Origin of the sequence: Pseudarthrobacter sp. J1738, assembly GCF_050490315.1 — a bacterium.
In the GTDB taxonomy this organism is placed as follows: Bacteria; Actinomycetota; Actinomycetes; order Actinomycetales; family Micrococcaceae; genus JBNPEO01.
The window spans coordinates 447,655-460,349 of the sequence record NZ_JBNPEO010000002.1; the positions used below are offsets into that span (position 1 = coordinate 447,655).

General features: G+C 58.1%; 10 protein-coding genes. All 10 read right to left on the reverse strand.

What is annotated here, in order from left to right:
* Positions 1 to 16: 16 nt before the first annotated feature.
* Complete coding sequence (locus ACQR35_RS05715) at positions 17 to 808, reverse strand: WecB/TagA/CpsF family glycosyltransferase (protein ID WP_430269456.1); 792 nt, start codon at positions 806 to 808, stop codon at positions 17 to 19.
* Positions 805 to 1,530, reverse strand: coding sequence for an L-threonylcarbamoyladenylate synthase (locus ACQR35_RS05720; protein WP_430266677.1), 726 nt, complete (start codon positions 1,528 to 1,530; stop codon positions 805 to 807). Before ACQR35_RS05720 ends, ACQR35_RS05715 begins: the two co-directional genes overlap by 4 nt.
* 70 nt (positions 1,531 to 1,600) lie before the next feature.
* Positions 1,601 to 2,458, reverse strand: a complete 858-nt coding sequence (gene prmC / locus ACQR35_RS05725; protein WP_430269457.1) for a peptide chain release factor N(5)-glutamine methyltransferase — start codon at positions 2,456 to 2,458, stop codon at positions 1,601 to 1,603.
* A gap of 2 nt (positions 2,459 to 2,460) precedes the next feature.
* Positions 2,461 to 3,534, reverse strand: coding sequence for a peptide chain release factor 1 (gene prfA / locus ACQR35_RS05730; RefSeq protein ID WP_430266675.1), 1,074 nt, complete (start codon positions 3,532 to 3,534; stop codon positions 2,461 to 2,463).
* Between the two features lie 85 nt (positions 3,535 to 3,619).
* A complete protein-coding gene (gene rho / locus ACQR35_RS05735; RefSeq protein ID WP_430269458.1) occupies positions 3,620 to 5,773 on the reverse strand; it encodes a transcription termination factor Rho in 2,154 nt (717 codons plus the stop codon).
* Positions 5,774 to 6,084: 311 nt separating this feature from the next.
* Entirely contained in the window at positions 6,085 to 7,059 is a 975-nt protein-coding gene (gene thrB, locus ACQR35_RS05740; protein WP_430266673.1) for a homoserine kinase, read from the reverse strand.
* Positions 7,060 to 8,163 carry a threonine synthase gene (gene thrC / locus ACQR35_RS05745; protein WP_430269459.1) on the reverse strand — a complete coding sequence of 368 codons (1,104 nt, stop codon included), beginning with the start codon at positions 8,161 to 8,163 and terminating at the stop codon, positions 7,060 to 7,062. It abuts the gene before it with no gap.
* Complete coding sequence (locus ACQR35_RS05750) at positions 8,164 to 9,477, reverse strand: homoserine dehydrogenase (RefSeq protein WP_430266671.1); 1,314 nt, start codon at positions 9,475 to 9,477, stop codon at positions 8,164 to 8,166.
* Entirely contained in the window at positions 9,470 to 10,960 is a 1,491-nt protein-coding gene (lysA, locus tag ACQR35_RS05755) for a diaminopimelate decarboxylase (RefSeq protein WP_430269460.1), read from the reverse strand. Before lysA ends, ACQR35_RS05750 begins: the two co-directional genes overlap by 8 nt.
* A 2-nt stretch (positions 10,961 to 10,962) precedes the next feature.
* On the reverse strand, positions 10,963 to 12,612 hold the full coding sequence (gene argS, locus ACQR35_RS05760; RefSeq protein WP_430269461.1) for an arginine--tRNA ligase: 1,650 nt from the start codon (positions 12,610 to 12,612) through the stop codon (positions 10,963 to 10,965).
* Positions 12,613 to 12,695 lie beyond the last annotated feature (83 nt).

Sequence of the window (12,695 nt, forward strand, 5' to 3'; positions counted from 1 at the left end):
AGTAGTTGCGAAATGGCTACGACCGTGACTTCTTGAGTGCTCGCTTCTTTCTGAACCGCTGAATTTTTTTCCGGGCCAGAATGCATCCCAAGATCCAAGGCTCCACAAATACCCGGCTGGCAACGCGGCTGGGATGCAGCATCAGACGCCACGCCCATTCAAAGCCCATCCTGCCAAGCCATCGTGGCGCCAAGCGCTGCACTCCCCCAAGCTGATCAATGGCACCACCTACGGTGCAATAGGTGGCCGGCGGCAGGGCCTCCTTGTTGCGGAGCAATACATGCTCTTGCAGTGGCATCCCCAAGCCCAATAGGACCAACTGAGGCTTAAAGTCATGCGCCAAATTAAGAAACTGGCGCTCAAGGCCTTGATCCCAGTCGGAACCATGAAGGCCTTGAACTGTGGCATCTGGCAGGATTTCTTGAAGTCGAGCAACTCCCAAAAGATTTGCCTCTGGGGTAGAGCCAACAACCAATACACGCTGGATCTGGGGCAACCGAAAAAGCTCCGGGATCCAGTCTGTTGAGCCTAGACGGTACTCGACTCGCCGTCCTTGATGCTCATTGCGCGAACCCCAGAGGTACACCACCGGTGCCCCGTCCATCAGAACAACATCGCTGTTCTGATAGAAGTCAAAGAACGCTTCGTCACTGTGGCACAACGTCACGCTATGAAGATTATGCCCCGCAATGGTGTGAACTTGGCCGTCATTGAGAAAGTCGCCAATCACAGGGATCAGCTGTTCCACCCGCAAGGGCGTCACCGTGACTCCCAGGAACGGCACTCGTTCGCGAGCTAGGGCACTCACGCCTCGGGAGCCGCAGCTTCGGTAGCGGGTTCTTCACGCGCCGGTGACCACATGGCAGCTTCTTCGCCGAGACCCAATACGGATGGCACCACTTCGCGAAGCTGCTCGAGCGTCACTCCGCCTTGACGCACGACTTTGGCGCGCAGACCGGTGCAATCGACAATCGTTGAGGCCAAGCCTTCAGTCCCAGCAACCGGACGGTAACCGCCCTCGAGGTAGACCTCGACTGACTCGGCAAGTTGTTCCCGCGCCTCGGACGCCGTCTGGGCTGCTGGCTGCCCCGTGCGGTTCGCAGAGGACACCGCCAGAGGACCCGTAACCGTCAATAGATCCTGCGCCAAAGCATCGTCAGGCAAACGCAAAGCCACGGTGCCTTTGGTGTCCCCCAGATCCCAGTCCAGCGACGGCTGTGCGTGAAGAATCAGCGTCAGCGCTCCGGGCCAAAATTTCTCGGCCAGCTTGCGGGCATCCTCACTGATGTCCGTGGCCAAGCCATCCATGGTCTGAAGCCGAGGAATCAATACGGGGGGTGGCATGGTGCGGCCACGGCCTTTAACCGCCAGCATCAAGGTAACCGCCTGGGCAGAAAAGGCATCAACGGCGATTCCGTAAACAGTGTCAGTAGGAAAAACAATGCACTGCCGGGCAGCTATGGCACGCTGAGCATGAGCTAACCCTTCGGTGCGCTGTTCTTCTGTGGTGCAGTTATATGAAGTGGTCACGGCTCTATTCTTCCATTCACCAGTCGCTGGGACGTCACGAAATTTTGCATTACACGCAGATAGCGAACACTTAGGCCGGGCGACGCAAAATCGCCGAGGTGGCGCGTTCTCTTGAGTTGAGATCTTGATGGCTTTGCACATCGGTCCAGCAGCCCTGCGACCTCAAGTGCTCGGCGATCCACTCGGACTGAACTTCTGCATGTTCCATCACGAAGTAGCCCCCGTTTTGGAGTAGTCGAGCAGCTGTCGCGGCAGCCGCCATCGGAAGTTCCATACCGTCCGCTCCGCCGCCGTAAAGTGCGATCTGCGGATCGTGGAGGGCCACCTCCGGTTCATGAGGGATAGCTTCAGCGGGAATGTACGGCGGGTTAGACACCACAATGTCCACCACTCCATCCAGCTCCTCAAAAGCTGTACGCAAGTCACCCTGAACTAGGTTGACACCAAGAGGCTTGAGATTTCGCTCAGCCCACGCGAATGCCAAAGGGCTAAGTTCCACGGCATAAACTTCGGATCCAGGAATCTCTGTAGCCACCGAAGCCGCAATGGCACCGGACCCAGTACCCAGATCTACAATGACAGGACGCCGGAGGCCCTGAGCGTGGTCAATCACCAGCTGGACTACCGACTCAGTCTCCGGGCGTGGGACAAATACCCCCGGCCCCACAGAAAGCTCCAAATGACGGAAGTAGGCAACCCCCGTGATGTGCTGCAAGGGTGTGCGGTGCGCCCGCTCAGTAACGAGGTCGGCATACCCCTGGGGAGCAGGTGTATCGGTGAGCATGAGGGCCCGTAAGCGCCCCAAGCCAACGCCCATCAAATGATCAGCCAGCAGTTCAGCATCATTGCGGGGGCTGGGTACGCCAGCAGCGGCCAGGGTAGCTTCCGCTTCCTTAACCGCCGCAGCGAGAGTTTGATCCAGGTCCATCACTAGTCGCCGATTGCGTCCAGCCGAGCCTGCTCATCCATTTCAATTGCTGACTGAATCACCGGTTCCAAATCACCGTTCATCACTGCGTCAAGGTTGTACGCCTTGTAACCAGTGCGGTGATCGGCAATCCGGTTTTCCGGGTAGTTATAAGTGCGGATGCGCTCGGAACGGTCCATGGTGCGGATCTGAGACTTACGCTGTGCTGAGTTCTCAGCATCGATGATGGCCTGTTGGTGAGCCAAAATACGGGCACGCAGAACACGCATACCAGCTTCGCGGTTCTGCAGCTGCGACTTCTCGTTCTGCATGGCCACCACAATGCCGGTAGGCAAGTGAGTAATACGTACGGCAGAGTCAGTGGTGTTCACCGACTGTCCACCAGGACCTGAAGAACGGTAAACGTCGATTTTGAGATCGTTCGGATTGATATCCAGCTCTTCAGGCTCGTCAACTTCCGGAAGGATCAACACACCTGCCGCTGAAGTGTGAATGCGTCCCTGCGACTCAGTCACGGGAACACGCTGAACACGGTGAACGCCACCTTCAAACTTCAACCGCGCGTAAACGCCTTCGGCAGGGTCATTCGAGTTGCCCTTGATAGCCATCTGGACGTCTTTGTAGCCACCAAGATCTGATTCGGTGGCGGAAATCATCTCGGTCTTCCAACCACGTGACTCGGCATAACGCGTGTACATACGCAGCAAGTCACCGGCGAACAGTGCAGCTTCGTCTCCACCTTCACCGCCCTTAACTTCGATGATGACGTCGCGTGCGTCGTCAGGGTCACGGGGAATCAGCAATCGACGCAAACGGGCTTGCGTCGCTTCAAGTTCAGCGGCCAGCACTGGAACTTCGGCTGCGAACTCTGGGTCTTCCTCAGCCATCTCTTGAGCGGCCTCGAGGTCGTTTTTGAGCCCTTCCCACCGGTGGTAGGCCTCAACGATGCCGTTGAGCTCAGCGGAACGGCGGCCCAGCTTACGAGCCACCGCGGGCTGCGCGTAAACGGCAGGGTCGCTCAATTGGGCTTGCAGTTCGGAGTGCTCGTCCAGCAGTCCCTGTACGGACTCAAACATTTTCTAACCTCTTTCGACCATTCAAGTGTAGTGAACACAAAGGGACGGGTTCGCCATGTTGATGGCAAACCCGTCCCTGAGGTAGCTACTTTTTGTCGTCGCCCTTGGCGCCGAGAGTTGTCTGCTGAACCTGCATCAAGAACTCAACGTTGCTCTGAGTCTCACGGATCTTGGAGGTCAAGAGCTCCAAGCTCTGTTGAGTTTCCAAGCCGGAGAGGACGCGGCGCAGCTTCCACATGATCTTGACCTCTTCAGGAGAGAGCAAGTTTTCTTCGCGGCGGGTACCCGAAGCGTTGACGTCAACAGCCGGGAAGATTCGCTTGTCAGCCAACTGGCGGGACAAACGCAGTTCCATGTTGCCGGTGCCCTTGAACTCCTCAAAGATCACCTCGTCCATCTTGGAACCGGTCTCAACCAGAGCCGTCGCCAAGATGGTGAGCGAGCCACCGTTTTCGATGTTGCGGGCAGCACCGAAGAAACGCTTGGGCGGGTACAGAGCTGCGGAGTCCACACCACCGGAGAGGATACGGCCCGAGGCAGGAGCTGCCAGGTTGTAGGCACGGCCCAAACGGGTCATGGAGTCCAACAAGACCACAACGTCCATACCCATTTCCACCAGACGCTTGGCACGTTCGATAGAGAGCTCAGCAACGGTGGTGTGGTCATCTGCGGGACGGTCGAAGGTGGAGGCAATAACCTCACCCTTGACCGTGCGCTGCATGTCCGTGACTTCTTCAGGACGTTCGTCCACTAGCACCATCATGAGGTGAACCTCAGGATTGTTGGTGGTGATGGCGTTGGCGATGGACTGCAGGATGAGAGTTTTACCAGCCTTAGGCGGAGAAACGATCAAACCACGCTGGCCCTTACCAATGGGTGCCACGAGGTCGATAACGCGAGGACCGATCTTTTTGGGATCAGTCTCAAGGCGCAAACGCTCGGACGGGTACAACGGCACCAACTTGGCGAACTCAACACGATCCTTGAGCTCTTCAGGCGTTTTGCCGTTGACCGAGGTGACCCGGACCAAAGCATTGAACTTCTGGCGAGCTGACTGATTGCTGTTGTTGTTCTGGCTCTCGCCTTCACGCGGTGCACGAATGGCACCTACAACGGCGTCACCCTTGCGCAAGTTGTACTTCTTGACCTGGGCCAGGGAGACGTAGACGTCGTTGGCACCGGGCAAGTAACCCGAAGTACGGATAAATGCGTAGTTCTCAAGAACGTCCAAGATACCGGCAACGGGCAACAGGACGTCGTCGTCAGTGACCTCAACGTCATCAACGTCAGGGCCCTGGTTGCGTCCACGACGGCGTTCGTTGCGATCGCGGAAACGATCGTTGCGATCATTACGGTCGTTACGCGAGTTGTTCTCGTTACGATCGCGGCGATTGCGACGGTTACGGCGGTTGCCACCGTCGTCGTCGACCTCTACGCGGTTATCCTGCTGACGGTTGTCCTGCTGACGTTCGCCACGGGAGTTTTCCCGGCGGTTGTCCTGCTGGCGGTCGCCCCGGGAGTTTTCCCGCTGGTTTTCCCGGCGAGAATCCTGCTGGCGGTCGTTACGCTGACGGTTTTGGCCGCCGTCGTTCTGGCCGTTGTTTTCTTCCGACGCTGCAGGTGCGGCTGGCGCTGATTCTTCAGCGGTTGCACCCTCATTGCTGGCCGGGTTTTCCGAACGGCGACGGTTCCGTGTGCGAGGCTGACGACGATCGTTTGCCGGCTCAGCTGCGGCCTCAGAGGGGCGGCTCGCGCTCTCTTCAGTAGGCGCGCTTTCAGTCGCCGGTGCAGCGTTGCTAACCTCCGCAGTACGTTCGCCAGCAGATGTTACGACGCCGTCACTCACCGCGCGCCGTGAACGTCCCCGACCGCGTCCACGCGTGGTTTCTGCCGGGGCTTGCTCGCTCGACTCACCAGCGTTATTGCCGGTGGTTGCTGCTGCCGACTCGCTCGCCACAGGGGCGGACTTCTCGGTGACCTGCGGCGCATTTTTCTGCTCAGTTGCTGCTGCCTTCGGCGCACGATCAGCTACTGAAGATCCACGTTGGTGTGCGGAAATTGCGCTAACAAGGTCTCCCTTGCGCATCCGCGAACCGCCGGAGATTCCTAGCTGGCTAGCCAGAACTTGAAGTTGGGCGAGCTTAAGCCCGGCCAATCCACTGCTCTTGGCTGGTGCTGCCTCGGCGGCAGCAGAAGTTGAATGGTCCACACCTGTTGCCAGGTCAGTGGTTTCGGTCACGAAGGATCCTTCCCCCTCGACGGCGTTCGGAACTTGAGCCGAACGCGATGATAATTGGGGCCTCAGTTCAGATCTGAAGCCTTGATTCCCAACCCAAGTGGGAGGCAATGAGCCTGCCGGGCTGGTATTACTCACCTTCCATATCCATCTGGATAAATGCCGCGTCGCTGCACAAAAAGTTTCGGCAGAAATCTGGGGCATACCAAGGAAGATGGCACCGTTGAAAGAGCGCAGTAGAGGCTTAGAGACCAGAAGGATCCTTCAGCAAGCTAGCTTGTTAGAACGAATCGCGGCCAGCATCCAGTGCGGTTTTACCGCCGGTGCACTTCCACTTTAGCACCTTCAGGGTCAACAGAAAGCGCGTGAACACGCCATGTGCCCTTGCTTCTTTGATTCTCCGTGAGCTCGTGAATCAAGGCCGTCACCTCAAGCGCTTCAGCATCACTGTGCGTCAGCGTTAACACCGTAGGCCCAGCACCGGAGACAACTGCAGCATGACCACGTGCGCGCAGGGCCTGAATCAGCTCAGCGCTCGGGAGCATTGCTTCGGCGCGGTAGTCCTGGTGGAGGTAGTCCTGTGTTGCCGGGAGCAAAAGTTCAGGGCGGTGGGTCAGAGCATGAATGAGCAATGCAGCACGTCCTGAGTTCATCGCTGCAACATGGTGCGCCACGGAGGTGGGAAGTAGTGCTCGTGCCGCCTCGGTTGCGAGTTCAAAATCGGGAATGGCAACTACCGGAACAATGTTCGGGTTCACTTCGGCTCGCGTGCTGCTATAACTCTCGCCGTCCTGCCATGAAAGCGCTAAGGCACCAAAAATGGCTGGCGCCACGTTGTCAGGGTGACCTTCCAACGCACTGCAGAATTGCAGAACCCAGCTACTGGGCTTTTGGGCTTCCTCCGGCACCAGAGCGTTTGCTGCAACTACTGCGCCCACAATTGCCGAGGCGGAGCTGCCTAGCCCCCGGCCCTGAGGATTAACGTTGTTGGCTGTAATCTTCAGACCATTGTGCTGGTAACCGAGTTCCCCAAGGGCGGCGTTGATGGTCCGCGCCACTAGGTGGCTGGCGTTTCGCGGCAGGGTCTTTGCCCCTTCGCCCTCAAGATCAAATTCGAGTGCACCGGTGTCCAAGGTTTCCACCGTCAAGGTGTCCCGGAGTCCAAGTGCTAGGCCCAAACTGTCATAACCCGGGCCCAAGTTAGCGCTAGTTGCTGGAACCGTGACCGTCACCAGCTGGCCGCTGGTGACGGTCTGAGGCAAGGAATTCGCGCCTGCGGTCGCGTCCATCTACTGGCTTTCCAATCCGAGGGCACTCGCAACTGAAACGACGTCGTTGCCAACCTTCACGGGCTCAACATCAGAACCATCAGCCATTCGAAGGGCCCACTGAGGATCCTTGAGACCATGACCGGTCACCGTGATCACAATGGTTTTGCCCGTGGGGACTTCTCCCGCAGCATGCTTTTTGATCAGGCCTGCAACACCAGCGGCAGAACCGGGTTCAACAAACACACCTTCCTTGGCAGAGAGCCAACGGTGCGCGGCGAGAATTTCCTCATCCGTAACTGCCTCAATCAGCCCGCCGGAATCGTCGCGAGCAGCTACGGCGGTATCCCACGATGCGGGGTTACCAATCCGGATGGCGGTGGCGATAGTGTCAGGCTCGGAAATGGGGTGTCCGGCAACAAACGGTGCAGCACCAGCAGCTTGGAATCCCCACATGGCGGGAGTTTTGGTAGCCACTGCATCCAAGAGGGCCTCCCCCGCTTGGTAAGGTGCCGCGTACTCTTGGTAGCCCTTCCAGTAAGCACTGATGTTTCCAGCGTTACCTACCGGCAAGACGTGAATGTCCGGGGCGTCCCCGAGTGCGTCCACTACTTCAAAGGCACCGGTTTTCTGGCCCTGAATACGGGCAGGGTTCACCGAGTTGACCAAAAAGACCGGGTAGGACTCGGCGAGCTTGCGCGCGATTTCCAAGCAGTCGTCAAAGTTTCCGTCTACCTGCAACAGTGTGGCGCCGTGGGCGATGGCCTGGCTGAGCTTGCCCATGGAGATCTTGCCCTCGGGGACCAGTACTGCACAGGTCAGACCTGCTGCTGTTGCATACGCTGCAGCAGAGGCCGAGGTGTTGCCAGTAGAGGCACAAACAACAGCTTTGGCCCCGGCCTCAACAGCGGCGGTCATGGCCATGGTCATGCCACGGTCCTTGAAAGAACCGGTGGGGTTCATCCCCTCAACTTTGAGGTAAACAGTGGAGCCGGTGAGCTCTGAAAGCTTCACCGCGGGTACCAGCGGCGTGCCGCCTTCGCCGAGCGTAATGATCTTGGTTTCCGCAGTTACCGGAAGACGTTCGGCGTATTCGCGGATTACACCGCGCCATTGCTGAGCCACTTAGACCCCTTCTACACGAAGTACAGATGACACCGAATTGATGACATCAAGTTTGCGAACCGCTTCTACCGTTGCGGCCAATGAGGCTTCGGAAGCGCGGTGGGTGACAATTCGAAGTTCTGCAGAGTTTGCTACCTTGGCATCGCCGCGGTGGATGGTCTGACGCAACTGCTCGATGGAGACGCCGTTTTCAGCGAAAATCTGCGCAATACGCGCCAAAACACCAGGCTGATCGGCAACATCCAAGCCAATGTAGTAGCTCGTGTTCACTGCGTTGATGCTCAACGCAGGCACGTGACCAGTGGTGGTCTCGGTACGGCCGGGACCGCCCAAAACAATTCGACGCGCGGCCGATACTAGGTCTCCGAGCACTGCCGAGGCAGTGGGGGTACCACCAGCACCTTGTCCGTAGAACATCAACTCGCCTGCGTTTTCTGCCTCAACAAAAACGGCGTTGAACGCGCCACGTACAGCGGCGAGCGGGTGCTCGCGCGGCAAAAGCGTGGGGTGAACGCGGACGCTCACTCCTTCGCCGGCGTCGCCGGAAATCTTTTCTGCGATGGCCAGCAGCTTGATCACAAAGCCAGCATCTTTTGCCGCTGAAATGTCCGCGGCACTGACTTCAGTGATGCCTTGGCAGTGAACGTCTTCAAGAGCAAAACGTGTATGGAAAGAAAGTGAGGCGAGGATGGCCGCCTTTGCCGCAGCATCGTGTCCTTCAACGTCGGCCGTGGGGTCCGCCTCGGCGTAACCAAGCTTTTGTGCCTCGGCGAGGGCGTCTGCGAACTGCGCGCCAGTGGAGTCCATCTGGTCCAGAATGAAGTTTGTGGTGCCGTTGACAATGCCCAGAACACGCGTGATGTGATCCCCGGAGAGACTGTCGCGAATGGGGCGCAGGATCGGGATGGCGCCTGCCACTGCGGCCTCATAGGAGAGCTGAACGCCAGCTTTGTCTGCTTCTTCATAAAGGCTGGGGCCATCTTGAGCCAGCAACGCCTTGTTACCGGTGATGACACTGGCACCGTTGCGAATGGCCGTCAGAATCAATGTGCGGGCAGGCTCGATGCCGCCCAGCAGTTCCACCACAATGTCGGCGCCCTTTGCGAGGGTTTCGGCGTCTGTGGTGAACAGCTCTCGCGGCAGTTCAACGTCGCGTGGAGCGTCGATGTGGCGGACTGCGATGCCGGTCAGTTCAAGACGCGCACCAGTGCGCGCGGCCAGGGCATCGGCGTCGTCAATCAAAATTCGCGCCACTTGTGAACCCACATTGCCGCAGCCCAAAAGAGCCACCTTGAGCGTTTGCAAATCAGTCACGTACTGCTCCCATGTCACGGTTCAATAGGTCTTCCTCGGTCTCCCCTCGGACAATCAAACGGGCGGCACCATCGCGCACGGCAACAACGCCCGGGCGGGCTACATAGTTGTAGTTGCTTGCGAGCGCCCAACAATAGGCGCCGGTACCAGGAACTGCGAGCAGATCCCCCGCTGCTACGTCCTCGGGCAGATATACATCTCTAACAACAATGTCTCCGCTCTCGCAATGTTTGCCCACTACCCGGGACAGCGAAGGCGCAGCCGAGGAAGCTCGGGAGGCTAATACTGCCGAATAATCCGCGTCGTAGAGCACTGGCCGGGCGTTGTCGCTCATACCGCCGTCTACCGACACATAGCGGCGCGCCAACGTAACGTTCTGTTGGGCGTCGACTCCATCTTCGGTAGGTGAAACGTTGGATGAAGCAGGTGCCTCAACCCGAACCGTCTTTCGTGTGCCGACCTCGTACAGCGTGAAAGTGGTGGATCCAACAATCGCCCGTCCAGGTTCAATCGAGATTCGCGGCGAGGTGATACCCAGAGCAGAGCAAGTAGAACGCACGACGGCGGCCATCGCCTGAGCGATCTCCGTCGCCGGCCGTGGGGTGTCCACAGGGGTGTAGGCAATGCCGTACCCGCCACCCAGATCCAGCTCCGGCAGTACGACCGAATATTTGCGCTGCATGGCGTCCAAAAAGCGCAACAACTTCTCGGCGGCAATCTCAAACCCAGTCGCTTCAAAAATCTGCGAACCAATGTGGCAGTGCAAGCCCAAAAGTTCAATGCTCGGGGCGTTGATCGCAGCAGCCACTGCTTCTTCGGCAGCCGATATACCAGCGGTGGTTGAAGTGTCCTCAGCCATGGACAGCCCGAACTTCTGATCCTCATGAGCAGTGGCAATAAATTCGTGGGTGTGCGCGTGGACACCGGGAGTGAGCCGAAGCATCACCTTGGCGGTGCGGTTCAGTTCCTGAGCGATCTCGGCAACGCGTTCAAGCTCATCGAGGCTATCAACAACAATGCGGCCCACGTTCATCTCGAGTGCACGTGTGATCTCGGCGCGGGACTTGTTGTTCCCGTGGAGGCCAAGCTGGCTACCTTCGAGTCCTGCACGTTGTGCTACCGCGAGCTCTCCCCCGGAGCACGTGTCCAAACGCAGACCTTCTTCTGCTACCCACTGAGCAACAGTGGTGCACAGGAAAGACTTGCCAGCGTAGTAAACGTCAACACCGCCACAGATGTCTTCAAACGCGGTATCAAAGGCAGTTTTGAAGTCTCGTGCGCGGGCCCGGAAGTCAGGTTCGCTCATCACAAACAGCGGCGTCCCAAACTGTTGCTGAAGCTCGGCGACGCTGAGGCCACCAACTGCGAGTTCGCCGTCGTTATTGCGTTCAACGTCTTGTGCCCACATGGGTGCGTGGAGGGCGTTTAGATCCTCGGGAACGTCGAGCCACTCGGGTGCCAGCGCGTTTTTCGAAGCGACCATAACTACATCTTCTCCGGAGCCGAAACACCCAATAGACCTAGGCCGTTCGCCAGAACCTGGCTAGTGGCATCATTGAGCCACAAACGCGTGCGGTTCAGCGCCGTAATGGGCTCATCGCCCATAGGCGCCACACGGCAAGCGTCATACCAGCGGTGATAAGCACCAGCAATTACTTCGAGGTGACGGGCCACGCGGTGCGGCTCGCGGAACTCAGCGGCCTTAGCCACAATCGACGGGTAGCTCCCAAGGTAAGAGAGCAGCTCATTCTCCGTAGCGTGATCCAACAGGGCAGCATCAAACTCTGAGCGGTCCACTCCAGCCGCCACAGCGTTCCGGGCAGTGCCACATGAGCGTGCGTGGGCGTACTGCACGTAGAAAACAGGGTTCTCGTTGGTGTTCTTTGTCAATAGCTCGGGATCCAGCGTCAGTGGCGAATCTGCAGGGAAGCGCGCGAGTGAGTACCGAACAGCGTCCTTCCCGAGCCACGAAATAAGATCCTTGAGCTCAATGATGTTGCCGGCACGCTTGGAGAGCTTGGCGCCATTAATCGAAACCAGCTGACCAATGAGGACCTCGATGTTTACCTCCGGGTCATCGCCAGCGGCAGCAGCAATGGCCTTAAGACGATTGATGTAACCGTGGTGGTCGGCCCCTAGGAGATAGATCTTTTCGGTAAAGCCACGGTCCTTTTTGGACAAGTAGTACGCAGCGTCAGCGGCAAAGTACGTGGGCTCGCCGTTGGCACGGATCATCACACGATCCTTGTCATCCGTGAAGTCGGTGGTACGCAACCACACGGCGCCGCCATCGTCGAAAACATGTCCCTGTTCACGAAGACGCGCCACAGCTGATTCGATCGCACCAGCTTCATGGAGTTCCTTCTCGGAGAAGAACACATCAAACTCCACGCCAAATTCAGCCAGAGTCTTTTTGATGTCAGCCATTTGAGCTTCGTATGCAGCTTCACGAATTACCGGCAGTGCTGCTTCATCGGTCAGTTCGCGGATGGCCGGGTGCGCTTTGAGGACCTCATCACCGAGTTCCTTGATGTACTCACCCGGGTAACCGCCTTCCGGCACATCACGGCCGTGCAAGCGGGACAGAACTGAATTAGCAAAAACGTTCATCTGAGAGCCAGCATCGTTGATGTAGTACTCAGCGGTGACGTCGGCACCAGAGGCACGCAGAACTCGGGCGATAGCGTCGCCGAGCGCGGCCCAGCGGGTATGACCGATGTGTAGCGGACCCGTGGGGTTAGCGGAAACAAATTCCATGTTGATCACGTGGCCCGCGAGCGCATCGTTTGTTCCGTAGCTGGCACCCGCTTCCACAATGGCCTTGGCCAGGGAGCCGGCAGCGGCAGTGTCCAAAGTGATGTTCAAAAAGCCGGGACCGGCGATGTCCACCCTGGCCACACCCTCAGCCTTCGCTAACCGCTCGCTGAGAATCTGGGCAAATTCGCGCGGGTTGATGCCAGCTTTTTTGGACAGCTGCATCGCGATATTGCTGGCCCAGTCCCCGTGTTCCCGATTTTTGGGTCGGTCCACTCGGACGTGTTCCGGGATATCGGAAACGTTCATGGCAATGGCGCCGTCATGGACGGCGTCGTTGAGGCAAGCGGAAATGGCGGCGGAAAGCTGTTCTGGAGTCACCCTGCAATCCTACTTTGCACAGGCGCCGGGGCTAGAACTGTGTTCAGCGAAGTGGTCAAAGGCACTCAACACTAGTCGCTGAC

What these genes read in the sequence shown, in the direction of transcription:
- prmC (WP_430269457.1), bottom strand. Translation starts at nt 2,458, where the DNA reads ATGGACCTGGATCAAACTCTCGCTGCGGCGGTTAAGGAAGCGGAAGCT.
- prfA (WP_430266675.1), bottom strand. Translation starts at nt 3,534, where the DNA reads ATGTTTGAGTCCGTACAGGGACTGCTGGACGAGCACTCCGAACTGCAA.
- thrB (WP_430266673.1), bottom strand. Translation starts at nt 7,059, where the DNA reads ATGGACGCGACCGCAGGCGCGAATTCCTTGCCTCAGACCGTCACCAGC.
- lysA (WP_430269460.1), bottom strand. Translation starts at nt 10,960, where the DNA reads ATGGTCGCTTCGAAAAACGCGCTGGCACCCGAGTGGCTCGACGTTCCC.